The 14,767-nt window shown below is 49.2% G+C and carries 15 protein-coding genes; 4 read left to right on the plus strand and 11 right to left on the minus strand.

Going from position 1 to position 14,767, the window contains the following annotated elements:
* Positions 1-41 precede the first annotated feature (41 nt).
* Positions 42-575 carry a hypothetical protein gene (locus GS601_RS01595; protein ID WP_162421511.1) on the minus strand — a complete coding sequence of 178 codons (534 nt, stop codon included), beginning with the start codon at positions 573-575 and terminating at the stop codon, positions 42-44.
* 137 nt (positions 576-712) lie between these two features.
* Between GS601_RS01595 and GS601_RS01600 the strand changes: the two genes are divergently transcribed.
* Both GS601_RS01600 and GS601_RS01605 read left to right on the plus strand, forming a co-directional pair.
* Entirely contained in the window at positions 713-1,324 is a 612-nt protein-coding gene (locus GS601_RS01600; protein WP_238392890.1) for a single-stranded DNA-binding protein, read from the plus strand.
* Positions 1,325-2,038: 714 nt separating this feature from the next.
* On the plus strand, positions 2,039-4,501 hold the full coding sequence (locus tag GS601_RS01605; RefSeq protein WP_338016932.1) for a glycogen/starch/alpha-glucan phosphorylase: 2,463 nt from the start codon (positions 2,039-2,041) through the stop codon (positions 4,499-4,501).
* 173 nt (positions 4,502-4,674) lie between these two features.
* Here GS601_RS01605 and GS601_RS01610 read toward each other — a convergent pair whose 3' ends face one another.
* From GS601_RS01610 to sppA, 10 genes are all read right to left on the minus strand, one after another.
* Complete coding sequence (locus tag GS601_RS01610) at positions 4,675-5,622, minus strand: F0F1 ATP synthase subunit gamma (protein ID WP_162421515.1); 948 nt, start codon at positions 5,620-5,622, stop codon at positions 4,675-4,677.
* Positions 5,623-5,702: 80 nt separating this feature from the next.
* Positions 5,703-7,217, minus strand: a complete 1,515-nt coding sequence (gene atpA, locus GS601_RS01615; RefSeq protein WP_162421517.1) for a F0F1 ATP synthase subunit alpha — start codon at positions 7,215-7,217, stop codon at positions 5,703-5,705.
* 30 nt (positions 7,218-7,247) lie between these two features.
* On the minus strand, positions 7,248-7,802 hold the full coding sequence (gene atpH, locus GS601_RS01620) for an ATP synthase F1 subunit delta (RefSeq protein ID WP_162421519.1): 555 nt from the start codon (positions 7,800-7,802) through the stop codon (positions 7,248-7,250).
* Positions 7,803-7,805: 3 nt separating this feature from the next.
* Positions 7,806-8,360, minus strand: a complete 555-nt coding sequence (locus GS601_RS01625; RefSeq protein ID WP_162421521.1) for a F0F1 ATP synthase subunit B — start codon at positions 8,358-8,360, stop codon at positions 7,806-7,808.
* Positions 8,361-8,441: 81 nt separating this feature from the next.
* On the minus strand, positions 8,442-8,864 hold the full coding sequence (locus tag GS601_RS01630; RefSeq protein WP_162421523.1) for a F0F1 ATP synthase subunit B': 423 nt from the start codon (positions 8,862-8,864) through the stop codon (positions 8,442-8,444).
* 100 nt (positions 8,865-8,964) lie between these two features.
* Positions 8,965-9,210, minus strand: coding sequence for an ATP synthase F0 subunit C (atpE, locus tag GS601_RS01635; RefSeq protein WP_162421525.1), 246 nt, complete (start codon positions 9,208-9,210; stop codon positions 8,965-8,967).
* A 117-nt stretch (positions 9,211-9,327) separates the two neighbouring features.
* Positions 9,328-10,107: a F0F1 ATP synthase subunit A gene (gene atpB, locus GS601_RS01640; RefSeq protein ID WP_338016933.1), complete on the minus strand. Its 780-nt coding sequence runs from the start codon at positions 10,105-10,107 to the stop codon at positions 9,328-9,330.
* 28 nt (positions 10,108-10,135) lie between these two features.
* Positions 10,136-10,642 (minus strand): ATP synthase subunit I, encoded by a 507-nt coding sequence (locus GS601_RS01645; RefSeq protein ID WP_238392891.1) that lies wholly within the window; start codon positions 10,640-10,642, stop codon positions 10,136-10,138.
* Positions 10,643-10,818: 176 nt separating this feature from the next.
* Complete coding sequence (gene aroH, locus GS601_RS01650) at positions 10,819-11,214, minus strand: chorismate mutase (RefSeq protein WP_162421527.1); 396 nt, start codon at positions 11,212-11,214, stop codon at positions 10,819-10,821.
* Between the two features lie 112 nt (positions 11,215-11,326).
* A complete protein-coding gene (gene sppA / locus GS601_RS01655; RefSeq protein ID WP_162421529.1) occupies positions 11,327-12,163 on the minus strand; it encodes a signal peptide peptidase SppA in 837 nt (278 codons plus the stop codon).
* A gap of 176 nt (positions 12,164-12,339) precedes the next feature.
* Between sppA and GS601_RS01660 the strand changes: the two genes are divergently transcribed.
* Positions 12,340-13,452 (plus strand): DMT family transporter, encoded by a 1,113-nt coding sequence (locus tag GS601_RS01660; RefSeq protein ID WP_162421531.1) that lies wholly within the window; start codon positions 12,340-12,342, stop codon positions 13,450-13,452.
* A 156-nt stretch (positions 13,453-13,608) separates the two neighbouring features.
* Entirely contained in the window at positions 13,609-14,736 is a 1,128-nt protein-coding gene (locus GS601_RS01665; protein WP_202924787.1) for a HEAT repeat domain-containing protein, read from the plus strand.
* Positions 14,737-14,767: the final 31 nt, after the last annotated feature.

The raw sequence follows: 14,767 nt of genomic DNA on the forward strand, positions 1-14,767 counted from the left end.
TGGAGTATTCTTTACCATCTAACACTACTTTGGGAAGTTCGCTAACTGAACCAGATCAATCCGGCAATAATTGCGATCGCACCCCCCAATGCCACCCAAATAAATAGGTTATCTTGCGTGTTGACCTGGCTCAAATCGACCGGCTCTGGAATCACAGATTTCGCCTTTTCAGGACGCTTGGGAGGGCTTACCGGAGCAAATTTAGAGGTGCCTAACGCGGCTCCTTCATGGTCTGAAATGCCAGAGAGATCGGGGATCTCAGTTAACCATTCGGGGCGAGTTTTGAGCCTGGGCGCTTCTAAAATATAAAGCAAGCGTTTTCCTTGCTTACGGATTTTGAGATCCGGATGGCGGCTGACTTGCTGACACAGTTGGATCGCTAGCGATCGCTCTCCTGCCGCTTCGTAGGCAGTCACAAGCCAAATCTGAACCTCGCCCCCCAAGCGCGTTCTCCCTTCAACCAAGGCATTGGCGCGTTCTAAAGCCTGAACCGAGGCGCGATAATTGCCCCGCTCAAACGCTGCCTTGCCTGCCTCATATTCTCGATTAGCCAGATCCAAACGCTCAGAACTCACGATGAAAATTGGATTAGCGACCCCTTGATCGTACTATTTCTACCGAGCGTTCGTCGGTCAGTCTAGGTTTTTCTAGTAAGCCTAGCGGTCTGTCAAGATTGAAATGATGGACTGGGAATCGAGGAGTGGAGGAGTGGATGGGTAACATCTCCCTCTACCCTCTCACCCCTCTACCCTCTCACCCCTCTACCCATCCACTCAACGTTGACAATCTACTAGCTTTGTCGGCTAAAAAAAACTCGCGATCGTATGGAGTTTGCACCCAGCGCGACTTCCTGTGCTTGTTTCAAGGGCAAAAGTTCCGGGCATTCTACAGGGGAAGTACCGTGTTTTGGGCTACATTTATGTCGAGTGCAGGGTTAAACAAGTGGATTATCAGTGGCAATTTGGCGGCTGATGCCCAAGTCAAAACTGTTGAACTGAAAAATGGCGAGCAGGCTCAAGTTGCATCCGCAACGTTATACGTTCAAAAGCCTCGCAACCGAGAAGAATCATTTACTGTGTCGTTGAGCATTTGGGAAAAGTCTTATGCGTGGCGCAAATTGCCATCTTTAAAGAAAGGATCGCTGGTTATTTGTACAGGTAATCTTGAACCTAATCCGTATATTTCAAGCAACGGTAATATTCCTAAAGCAGGCTTGAAAATGACGGTAATTGATATCGATCTTGACATTGTTCGAGAGCCTGAAGAAGAGCAATCTGAGCAGGCTGAACAGGAATCCAAAGAAACAGCACAAATCACCGCTTAAAGACAACTTGAAACCTTTCTGTTGAATATTGGCAACGGATAGAATGGAGTTGGGAAGCCCATTTTTTAATAGGTAGACACACATTAGTAGACCTAATTAAACATAAGAAGATCAGCAGGATTCACTCTCACCTCAACCCTCTAGCCACCAGAGAGTAGAAGCTCAGTTTCCCTTTTCGAGATAAATTCAAGATAATAAAAGAGATGAGGAGATAAAGATCTTCAGTTTAATTTCGCTCATCTATCTATCTGCTCTAACCTCAACCCGTTGCCAATCTCTTTCTTAGCAGTTTTTGAACTTAAGATTGGGCAAGAATTTTCTATATTAATTTCATGTCAAGCGTTTTTGTTAACATTAAAAACTTCCAAAAGTGGTTCTAATATTTTTTCATAGAATCCAATTTTTTGGGATTGCATTAGCTTCAATACTTGGAAAATTTTACAGAATAACAAGGCGCTATTAGTGCAGATTTTCTAGCGTTTGTAATTGAGAATTCTTTCGTTACCTTCGTTTACTCTTTTTTGTTCTTACTTAACAATCACTTCAGGGTTATTGCGATCGCAACGATCGCATTTTGCTGACAAAACCTCAACCCCAACTCAAAGGAGGCGTAATGCGTCATTTAGAACACATTACGACCTTCAAAATTTCGGCTAGGATACGTCTCAGTTTTCATCCTGATTTTCATTCTGTTGTACAGAAAGGTTGATGCTCATGCAGATTCAAGTCGAAGAAGATCGGATCGGGTTATCGCCAGAGATCCTCAGGCGGGCCTTTTTGGATAATTTGTTTTACATCCAGGGCAAACCGCTAGCACTCGCCACCAAAAACGACTTCTACATTGCTCTGGCGTACACAGTTCGCGATCGCATGTTGCACTGCTGGAACAGCACCGCATCAACCTACACAGCACGGGGGTCACGCACGGTTTGCTATCTCTCAGCAGAATTTCTGATGGGACCTCATTTGGGCAATAATTTAATCAATCTGGGCATCTACGACCAGATGAAACAAGCGATCGAGGGACTCGATCTCGACTTTGAAGAGTTAATTGCTCAAGAAGAAGAGCCAGGACTCGGCAACGGTGGCTTGGGGCGGTTAGCGGCGTGCTATCTTGATTCGTTAGCAACGTTGGAAATTCCCTCTATGGGGTACGGAATTCGCTACGAATTTGGAATTTTTGACCAGGAAATTCGGGACGGGTGGCAAGTTGAAATTACAGACAAATGGCTGCGCTACGGCAACCCGTGGGAATTGCCCCGTCCGGAATGGGCGGTAGAGATAAAATTTGGGGGTTATACGGAACCTTTTACCGACGACCAAGGGCGGTATCGAGTGCGGTGGATTCCGGCATGGAGTGTGAAGGGTGTTCCGTACGATACGCCGATCTTGGGCTATCAAGTCAATACGGCAAACACGCTGCGGCTTTGGAAGGCAGAGGCTCCAGAGTCGTTTGATTTTGAGGCATTTAATCAAGGGAATTACTACCGCGCTGTCCAGGAAAAAGTAGCGTCTGAAAACTTAACCAAGGTTTTGTACCCGAATGATGAAAAATTTGAAGGTAAGCAACTTCGGTTGCAGCAACAATTTTTCTTTGTTTCGTGTTCGCTGCAAGATATGTTTCATATTTTAGAGCGGCAGCAGCTTCCCCTAGAAGCATTTCCTCAAAAGTTTACGGTGCAATTAAACGATACCCACCCTGCGATCGCAGTCGCAGAATTGATGCGGTTGCTCGTCGATAAGTATCTTGTAGAGTGGGATAAAGCTTGGGACATCACTCAACAAACCTTAGCCTATACCAACCACACCTTGCTTCCCGAAGCTCTAGAAAAATGGGCACTCGATTTGTTTGCAGGGTTGCTTCCTCGCCATTTGGAAATTATTTACGAAATTAATGCTCGATTTCTAGATCGGGTACGCCTCAAGTTTGTCGGAGACGCAGAGCGCACGGCTCGGATGTCACTGATCGATGAGCAAGGCGCACGATATATTCGGATGGCACATCTTGCGTGTGTAGGAAGCCATGCCATCAATGGTGTTGCAGCGTTGCATAGTGAATTGCTCAAACAGACGGTGCTGAAAGATTTTTACGAGTTTTTTCCAGAGAAATTTAGCAATAAGACCAATGGCGTGACCCCCCGTCGTTGGATTGCGTTGAGCAACCCCAGCATGACAAAGCTGATCACCAGCAAAATCGGTTCTGGCTGGATCAAACATCTCGATCAGTTACGCCAGCTTGAATCGTTCGTAGGAGATATAGAATTTCAAAGGCAATGGCGAGAGAGCAAACGAAGTAACAAGCAGTCTCTCGCTGCGTTGGTTAAAAACCGATTGGATATCACAATCGATCCGGATTCACTGTTTGATGTGCAATCAAAACGCATTCATGAATACAAGCGCCAACACTTAAATGCATTGCATATCGTGACGCTTTATGACTCAATTAAGCAAAACCCCACTCTAGAAATTACGCCGCGCACATTCATTTTCGGGGGGAAAGCTGCCCCTGGCTACTATATGGCGAAATTGATGATCAAGCTGATCACCGCGATCGCAGAGGTCGTGAATGGCGATCCCGATGTGCGCGATCGCATCAAAGTAGTGTTTATCCCCGACTACAACGTGACCAACAGCCAGCCAGTTTACCCAGCAGCAGACTTGTCTGAGCAGATCTCGACGGCGGGTCTAGAGGCATCTGGAACCGGAAATATGAAGTTTGCCATGAACGGGGCGCTGACCATTGGCACACTAGATGGCGCGAATGTCGAGATTCGAGAAGAAGTAGGTGCAGAGAATTTCTTTCTGTTTGGGTTAATCACTGAAGAAGTGGCGGCGCTAAAAGAACAGGGATACAACCCCTGGGACTATTACCACAGCAATGATGCGCTCAAGGCAGCGATTGACTTAATTGCGAGTGGGCATTTTTCCCACGGCGATCGCGACCTCTTCAAGCCCCTAGTTGATAAGCTGCTGCACCACGATCCCTTTTTACTGCTGGCAGACTATGCTTCGTATATTGAATGCCAAACCAAAGTTGACCAAGCCTACCGCGACACCCAGCATTGGACTCGCATGTCAATTTTAAACGCGGCACGAATGGGAAAATTTTCATCAGATCGCTCTATTCGAGACTATTGCAAAGAAATTTGGAAGGTGCAGCCGATTGAAGTGTTGTGACAATGCTAGAACATTAAGCTTGGGGCATTAAAGCATTACCAGCTAGCTCGACTTTATCCATTTTGAAGAGAAGGAAAGGTAGCAAGATCAGGAAAGCGTTTAATTAAAAATATTAAACAACAAAAATACGTTCGGGTTACCCCAAACGTATTTCTACAAAGACAGCTAATGATTTAAGTCAAGGCATCCGCACCAGCGACCACTTCTAGTAATTCTTGAGTAATCGCTGCCTGACGCGCTTTGTTATAGCTCAACGTCAGCGACCCAATTAAGTTACTGGCATTCTCGCTGGCGTTATTCATGGCTGTCATGCGGGCAGCTAACTCACTGGCTGCCGACTCTTGCAACGCTCGCAGCAATTGATTGTTTAGATACAACGGCAACAGCGCATCGAGAATCTGAACCGGGTCTTGCTCGAAGATCATGTCTTGCGGGAAGCTTTGAGTTGGAGAGGTGACTTTCTCGCGCTCGACTTGAAATTGCCCACCGCGAGTTGTCAACCGGAAGATCTCATCGTCTACCACCTCTAGACCCTGAGCATCAAGCGGTAGCAATGTCTGCACTACAGGGCGAGAACTAATCAGGGACACAAATTTTGTGTAAATTAACTCAACGCGATCGACGCTTTCAGACAAGAACATAGACAGCACCTGATCGCCAATATTAGCCGCCTCGGCAGCCGTTGGAATTTGCTCCACGCCCGTAAAACTAGCCGCGATCGGGTACTCTCGACGCTGAAAGTATTGCAACGCCTTGCGCCCCACAATCACCATTTGGTAGCTGATGCCCTCGGCTTTCAGTTCTTTGGCACGGGTTTCTGCCCGACGAATCACGTTAGCGTTGTAGCCCCCGCACAAGCCGCGATCGCCAGAGATCACCAGCAAGCCCACAGTGTTGACATCACGCTTTCTCAACAACGGCAAATTTGCATCCTCGAATCGCAAGCGAGACTGCAAGCCATATAGCACTTGGGCTAGACGATCGGCAAAGGGGCGGGTTTGAATCACCTGCTCCTGAGCGCGGCGCACCTTTGCTGCCGCGACGAGCCGCATTGCTTCCGTAATTTTCTTCGTATTTTTGACCGACTGGATGCGATCGCGAATCAGTTTTAGATTTGCCATAATCGTGTCGAGGTTAGGGTTAAGGTTAGTGCCTGGATTTTGGATCTTAGATCAATCCAAAATCCAAAACCCAAACCTGTTTACGCTGCCATGTAAGTCTTTTTGGATTCAGCGATCGCATCTTTGAGAAGAGTTTCAGCCTCTTCAGTCAGTTGCTTGTCTCCTTGAACAATCTCGACATAGCGAGGCTTACCAGTCTTTAGATATTCCCGCAAGCTCTTGACATAGCCAGTGACTTTTTCCACCGGAATATCATCTAAATAACCGTTAATGCCAGAATAAATCACCGCGACTTGCTCTGCAACCGAAAGCGGCGAGTACTGAGATTGCTTGAGAATTTCACGCAAGCGCTGACCCCGAGCCAACTGGTTTTGGGTCGCCTTATCCAAGTCAGACGCAAACTGAGCAAATGCTTCTAGCTCAGCAAACTGCGCGAGTTCAAGCTTTACCTTGCCCCCCACTTTCTTCATGGCTTTGGTCTGAGCCGCAGAACCCACACGGGATACCGAAATCCCAGCATTTACCGCCGGGCGCAAACCTGCGTTAAACAAGTCAGATGACAAGAAGATCTGACCGTCGGTAATTGAAATGACGTTGGTGGGAATGTACGCTGATACGTCCCCAGCTTGAGTTTCAATAATTGGCAATGCGGTCATACTGCCGCCCCCTAGCGCATCGCTAAGCTTTGCTGCCCGCTCCAACAAGCGAGAGTGAACGTAGAACACATCTCCCGGATAGGCTTCACGACCCGGCGGGCGACGCAGCAACAACGACATCTGACGATAAGCTTGCGCCTGTTTCGACAAATCGTCATAGATCACTAGCGTATGTCTGCCTTTGTACATAAAGTACTCAGCCAAGGTTGCCCCTGCGTAAGGAGCGAAGTATTGCAGCGTTGCCGGGTCATTGGCGTTAGCAGCAACAACGATCGTATAGTCCATCGCACCGCGCTCTTGCAGAACCTGAACGATGTTGGCAACCGTAGACGCCTTCTGCCCGATTGCCACATAGACGCAAATCACGTCTTCGCCCTTTTGGTTCAAAATGGTATCCACCGCCACCGAGGTCTTCCCGGTCTGGCGATCGCCAATAATTAGCTCACGCTGCCCACGACCGACCGGAATCATCGAATCGATCGCCGTAATCCCAGTTTGCAGAGGTTCGCACACCGATTTCCGTGCAATAATCCCAGGGGCCATCGACTCAATCAAGCGAGTTTCCGTAGTTTGGATGTCGCCTTTACCATCAATCGGACGTGCGAGCGAATCCACCACGCGACCAATCATCGCGTCACCAACCGGAATTTGAGCAATCCGCCCGGTGGCGGTCACAGAGCTTCCTTCTTCAATCGAGCGCCCATTACTCATCAACACCGCGCCAACGTTGTCTTCTTCTAAGTTAAGCGCCATGCCAACCGAGCCATCTGCAAACTCCACCAGTTCACCTGACATGCACTTCTCCAAGCCATAGATTCGGGCGATCCCGTCCCCTACTTGCAGCACAGTACCTACATTGGCGACCTTGACGCCCTCATCATACTGTTCAATTTGCTGGCGAATAATATTGCTAATCTCGTCTGGTCTAATTGCTACCATGTCGGAACCTCATTAAAGTAATGATCAAAACTAAGCGGACTTGGATAGGCTAATTCCGATTCTCCGAAGTTGACCGCGCATACTCGCATCAATCACTTGAGAACCCACTTTGATGATGACGCCGCCAATTAGGTCGGGATCGAGCTTGGCTTCTAATTCCACTTGCTGAGCCCCCGTCATTGTTTTTACCTTGCGGCGGATGGCATCTTTTTGAGCATCATCGAGTTCAACGGTTGAGATCACTTCTGCCAGCACGGTTTGCTTGAGCTTGCGGAACTGAACTTGAAATTGCTTACAGATTCCATCGAGCAGCATCACGCGGCGACGATCGACAAGCAGCATCAAGAAACTATGGGTAAACGGATGCACGGCTTCGCCAAAAACCTGCCGGAGGACAGTCTTTTTTGCATCGGCTTTGATCAGGGGATTGGCGATAAACTCTCGAAGATCGCTCGACTCGCTGAGGGCGTTGAGAATCGAGTTGACATCCTCCCCCAATCGATCGACAAGATCGTTTGACTGACCCAACGACATTAAGGCTTGAGCGTAGGGTTCTAAGACTTGTGAATTTAAAATATCTGCCATGGATCAACCCTCTCCCAATAGAGCAATGCTGCGATCGACAAGTCTCTGCTGCACGCCATTATCCAATCGACCCGGCAAATCGCCTTCTGCCTTCTGCAAGGCGAGTGCTGCAATGCGCTGGCGTAGCTCATTGATCACGCGCTCTTGTTCAGAATCGAGATCTTGAGCCGCCGATTCGCGCATTCGCCGAACGTCTTGTTCACCTTTATCCAAAATCTCGGCTTTCATCTTGTCGGCGGCGGCGTGCGCTGACGATTGGATCGCGGCGGCTTCGGTTTGGGCCTGAGCCAGTTTTTGTTGCTGCTCTGCCAAGCTAGCCGCGGCGGCTTTCTTCCGCGTTTCCGCCTCTTGGATTGCCGCTTCGATCGCCGCGCGCCGTTCGCCTAAGATCTTAGTTAAAAAGCTCCGCCCAAAATAGACAACAATTGCGATCGCAATACCGAGGTTAATCAGGTTCGTTTCGAGAATATTAAAATTCAGACCGAAACCGCCCCCTTCCGCTTCCGCCGTCTCTGCTAGAAAGCTAGCTCCGGCGACGAGTCGCACAAAAATATCCATGTCTCTGTTCCAAAACTGCGCTGTTGATAATCCCAACCTTAGGGTTTTCGTCTCCAGGAGCCTCGATCAACCAGCAGTTCGCTAAATTCCGACTAAAAGTTTATCTAGAATTTCACGACTCAGGGCATCAACCTGCTGCTCTAGAGATTGCATAGCCGCTTGCTTTTGTTGGTCTAGTTCCTTCTGAGCCTGCTCGCGTTGAGCTTGCGCCGCTTGCTGAGCCTCAGCAATTTTCTGATCGACAACCTGCTGCGCTTCCGCCTGAGCCGCCGCGATCGTCGCTTGATAAGCTCTGCGAGAAGCCGCCAGATCAGCTTCGTACTGCTTTGCCATACTCTCTGCCTTTGCCAATCGCTCCTTGGCATCCGCTTCACTCGTGCGAATGTAATCGTTGCGATCGTCAATCACCTTAGTGAGGGGCTTAAAAAACACCACATTCATCAGTGCTGCCAAAAGAAGAAACTGCACTGCCATCAAGGGCAGAGTTGCATCAAAATCAAACATTGTTCTCGCTAAATTTAGGAAGGATGAACGCTGAATGCTGAACGCTGAAGCCAACGAAAACGACTTCTTGACCTCCGCGTTCAGCCTTCCGATTTCAGACTTACGCAAACGGGTTTGCAAACAGCAAAACCAACGCAATCACCAATCCGTAGATGGTCAAGGATTCCATAAACGCGAGGGTCAGCAGCAACGTACCGCGGATTTTGCCTTCTGCTTCGGGTTGACGGGCAATACCTTCGACCGCACTCCCTGATGCATTCCCTTGACCGATACCAGGACCGATCGCAGCCAAACCGATTGCCAACGCAGCAGCCAAAACAGAAGCAGCAGCAACAGTGGGATTCATAGTGTCTTTCCTTTGGGTAAAACGAAACGAACAAACTTCGATAGTGGACTCTAGACTCTCAAACCAAAAGACCCAGACTCTAGAAGGTGCAGCGCACTCAAAAGCTTCCAGCACGAGCTATTCGTGATGCTCGTCGCCGTGACCTTCTAGCGCTTCGTGGATATACGCGGCTGCCAAAGTCGCAAACACTAATGCTTGAATGGCACTCGTGAAGAGACCCAACAGCATCACCGGTAACGGCACAAATAGCGGCACAAGCAGCACCAGTACCGCCACAACCAATTCATCCGCCAAAATGTTGCCAAACAGACGGAAGCTTAGGGAGAGAGGCTTGGTAAAGTCCTCTAAGATCGCAATGGGGAGAAGAATCGGAGTCGGCTGAACATACTTCGCAAAGTAGCCCAGTCCTTTTTTGCTAAAGCCAGCGTAAAAATAAGCCAACGAGACCAACAGTGCTAAGGCAACCGTCGTATTAATGTCATTCGTTGGGGCGGCAAGTTCACCTTCAGGGAGCCGAATCAGCTTCCAAGGCACAAGCGCACCCGACCAGTTTGAGACAAAGATGAACAGAAACAGCGTTCCCACAAAGGGAACCCAGGGACGGTACTCTTTCTCACCAATCTGATCCCTTGTCAAGTTACGCACAAACTCCAGCGCATACTCCATCAGGTTTTGAATGCCTTTCGGAACGCGCTGAGCATTCTGGGTTGCCAGCAGAGATGCCGTTACCAGAATACCAATGACGATCCACGAAACAATAAAAACCTGCCCATGAATCTTGAGGTTGCCAATTTGCCAGTAGAGGTGATGACCAACCTCTAAGCTGGCAAGGGACAAAGAGGTGGGAACGTCGAGGAAATTAAGCATTTCTAATTCGGGCGGCTTTCCCAGATTCAAGGAATGAAGGGTTTACAGAACCCAAGTCCTAATTTTGGCTAGGCGTCAGCAGGGTTCGAAGGGTGTAAACGAGGAGCGTTCCTTTGTAGGTGAGAAACCCCAAAAAAACAGGTAAGACATGGAGATCTTTCCACTGGGTCGCGACAATCATCACTCCAATGAAAACAGCTAAATGAGACTTACCGACTTGGCTTTTCTCTGTACCGAGGCGCTCTACGTTTCGCGCTAATAACTTCAAGTAAACCACACCAGCGCACGCTCCTAATAAATAATTCAGAGCGATATTGAGGGAATAGAAAAACCAGACGGGAAAAACGATTAGACCCGTTAGGATGATCGTGACAACTAATAACTCTTGCTGGAGTTTATAGAAGTCATCCATCGAGTTGCTTGTCTCTGGTGCGTTTGTACCAGATTCGAGGGTTTGCTCCATAACCAGGTGCGGCTCCGAAGTTAGGGTGACATTGTGCTGAGCGGGCTTGAATTCCGGTGGAGTCCAAGCTTCGGGAGACAATGTTAAGCCAGAAGCAATCATACCACGCAGAGGTAATAATACTTAATGCTTGCGATCGCACTGTCAAGGTCGCCGATCATCATCACCCCAAGCATAGGGCATCCACCAAGATGACTCGAAAAACCACCTCTCCTGGTCATTGACTTTTTGATTATTGAGAAAACCTAGCAATCCTTGACTTTAGCCTTAGCTCAGCCCTACCGATGCGGAGACGCAATCTGAGCTAGCGACCAGTCGGGACGCAAATTTTTTGCCCGTCTTAAGTAAGGATGATGAACTTTGATCGCGGGGTTGGGCGTGTTGAACTGAATCAAAAATCGGATACACCGCTCTAGGCTGCCCTCGACGTGCATTTGCTGAAGGTCAATCAGGGGAACATTTTCCCAACTTGGACGATCGCGCGCGATCGCGGCTGGAAACACTGCATCTAAATCTTTGGTCACGGTGAAGAAGGCGCTGACAATCTCGTTAGGGTCAAGTTGATTGTAAGTTTCTAATTCATCTAATAGCTCTGTCACCGCTTCTCGAATTGCCTCAACGGTATTTTCTGAAACGGTGGTTGCCCCACGAATCGCTCGAACACGCCACTCCACGTCCAGTCCTCCCCTTAATCGAAAAACATTCAACACTGCTGTCGGGAACGCTACCAGATTAGCCTATCTCTGTCGGGTCTGAACCATTGCGCCAGAGCGATGAGGAAAAAATTTACGGACGATAAAGCCAGAGAGGAAGCCCCTGGGTAGAAAGCTCAAAGTCTAGCCATTCGGCTCCAGTAGCTAAGGCAGGAACAGCCTGAATTGCTTGATTTAGCTGCTCGTTAGACGTAAAGCGGCTCACCAGAGATTTTCGTTCTTCAAACGTGTGGGTGCGGGCTTTTTCCGGATCAAGTCCGGCGAGTTCGGCAACCCAGCGCCGGGCATCTTCTTCGGTTCCCAAACGATCAACCACCCCAAGAGACACAGCCTGTTCTCCGCTAAAAATGCGACCATCTGCAAAAGATCTGACGGTCTCAACATCCAGGTTTCGCGCCTCAGCAACAGTATGAACAAACTGAGAATAGGTCACATCTACCAGGTCTTGCAAAATCGTCTGTTCGGTTTCGGTGAGTTGGCGATCGAAAGACAGAATATCTTTATAGGGTCCTGACTTGATCACCTTAAACGAGACGCCAACTCGATCGAGCAAGCGCTCTAGATTGTTCCCTCGAATAATCACGCCGATGCTGCCGGTAATGGTTCCGGGGTTTGCCATGATGTAGGGCACGCCCATGCTGATGTAGACCCCGCCCGATGCCGAGAGATTCCCAAAACTGGCAACGATCTTGACTTTTTCTTGGAGTTTCTTGAGCGCACTATAAATTTCGTGAGAATCAACTACCGTGCCGCCGGGGCTGTCGATTCTGAGCAGAAGAGCCGGAAAGCCGCGTTCTTCGACGGTTTTAAGGTTTTCTAAAACGCGATTTCGGGTTGCCCCTGCGATCGCGCCTTTGACTTCAATTCGAGCAATCTGTTTACGCGCACCACGCTTGAAAAAACGAACCATAGGTTAGCTGAGGAGATAGTGTTAAAAAGAATAAACTCTACATCATAGAGAACTTCTTTTCAATTTTAGCCTTTTCCTCACCTAGAGTGCTTTTCGAGAATTGCACCCTGCTTTTCATCCCTTAACAAAACTACATAACTTCATTAAGATTGAGAAGAACGCCTCACTGCCTCACCATGCATCTCAAACTCACCGAGTCTCGGCTTCCTTTTGCCCCCTTTTTGCTGATTGCCCCCTTTTTTCTATGGGGAACAGCCATGGTCGCCATGAAAGGAGTCATTCCCCATACGACCCCATTTTTTATGGCAGGGGTACGGCTTTTGCCTGCGGGATTGCTCGTTCTCGTGGCTGGGGTCGTCATGGGGCGTCCGCAGCCGAAAGGCTGGGCAGCGTGGCTATGGATCGCGCTGTTTGGGCTGGTTGATGGCACCCTGTTTCAAGGCTTTCTCGCCCAAGGACTCCTGAGAACCGGAGCCGGACTAGGATCTGTGATGATCGATTCTCAGCCCTTAGCAGTTGCCATATTAGCGCTGTGGCTGTTTGGGGAAAAAATTGGCGTGTGGGGCTGGCTAGGATTGGCGTTTGGCGTCTGTGGCATCAGTCTGTTGGGGCTGCCAGAAGACTGGATTTTAGCTGCTGGGAGCCAATTTGCAGCCGTGATGACAGACATGGGTTCTTTGGTGGATGCGCTATCGGGGCTGTTTGATAACGGACAGTGGCTGATGTTGTTGGCTGCCCTCTCAATGGCAGTCGGAACGATTTTAGTGCGCTATGTGTGTAACCACGCAGATCCGGTAACGGCAACGGGGTGGCATATGGTAGTGGGCGGCGTGCCCCTCTTTGCGCTGTCGAGCCAGTTGGAAACGTCGCAGTGGGCAAATTTGACGGTTTCAAACTGGATGGCGCTCTCGTACTCTACGATTTTTGGCAGCGCGATCGCCTATGGTCTATTTTTCTACTTTGCTTCCGAGGGCAGCCTCACGAGCCTTAGTTCTCTAACGTTTCTGACACCCGTCTTTGCCCTTCTATTTGGAAACTTATTTTTGGCTGAAGTGTTAACTCCGATTCAGTGGATGGGCGTTGGGTTCACATTAATCAGCATTTATTTGATCAATCAGCGAGAGGTCTTACGCAAAAAATTTGACAAACCAATTCCTCCGGATCGGATGCAGACCAGCCCGAAAGAGCAATTGATACCGTCTGTAAATCAGAACCTCGGTGAGATTACAAGTGAGAGTACGCCAGTCGCTCTCTTACCCATTGAGCCTGAATCAGAACGTACCTCGTAGCGAGTTCGGCAATGTTTTCGGGCAATCTAAGGTCTGGCGGTTAGGATTGAGCTACCTTGTCGAAGGAGCGTTCTTGGTACGCTAGTCGCGCTGTTCTTGGATTAGCCTATGATCCCCCGTAGCTCTCGTTTTCTTCTTCTTGCGTCTGTGGTTTGTTTGGCTATTTTTGCGCCCAAACAAAGCGCGGTTTCTCGAAGCGCGGCACTGTCACTGGCAACCAGTCGGACGACGCGCCTAGCTCAGGTATCAAGGGCTGAACTGCTCTCGGTGGGTGCTCAAGCTGAGCAGGTTGCTGAGCTACCGCAGACCCTAAAACTGCTCGGTTACTTCAATGCTGACGTGAATGGACGATATGACCAACGCACTGCTAAAGCGATCAGCCAGTTTCAACAGGCATTGAGTTTGCCAAGGGTGGGGCAGCCGTTAGCCAAACTGGGGCAAGCAAGTGACCCAAAAAACCTGTGGAAGTCGCCTTGGGTGTTAGGAGGAATTGGCGGGTCGAGTTTAATTGGGGCAACGGTTTTAGCGCTATCTCGGAGAGGGCGTCGAACAGAAGACAGTGCCGACGAGCCAACCTTGCAAGAGCGATTTTTGCTACCTGAAGCGCCGCCGCTTAGCCCCTCCCTAACGCTGACAGACGTTGCCAAAGAGTCAGCCAAAGCTACGAGCAGCGCTTTGCCGCCGGTAGAGAGCATCCCGATTGCCCAGGCTGCTCATCAACCGAAAGAACGGGTGGATGGATCGGGTGAGGGGGTAACAAACGGCGCGATCGCAGCTAAGGCAAAAGAAACTAATGTTTCTGAAACGACTCGCTTACCCAAAATCAACATTGTCGATGAGTTAATTCAAGAGCTTCGGATTCCTGATCCGGCAAAGCGTCAGAAAGTAATTTGGGAACTGGGGCAGCGAGGCGACACGCGCGCCGTTCAGCCGCTGGTGGATTTGATGATAGAGTCTGATTCCCGGCAACGAAGTTTGATTCTGTCGGCACTATCTGAAATTGGCACACGAACGCTAAAGCCTCTCACTCGGGCGCTGGCGATCTCGTTACAAGATGAGAATGCCGATGTGCGAAAGAACGCCATTCGCGATCTGACACGAGTGTATGACATGGTGGCGCAGATTAGCCATTTGCTAAATCAAGCAACGGATGATCCAGATAAAGATGTGCAAGAAACGGCGCGGTGGGCGTTGGGACAGTTGAACCGCATTCGATCAACGCCGACAATGGAAGCGTTGCCTGCGGTAAACCATTCGGTGAGTGCGCCAGAGAGTTTGCCATGACAGGATGAGTGAACAGATGACAGTCATCTTA

The organism is Myxacorys almedinensis A, assembly GCF_010091945.1.
GTDB lineage: Bacteria > Cyanobacteriota > Cyanobacteriia > Leptolyngbyales > Leptolyngbyaceae > Myxacorys > Myxacorys almedinensis.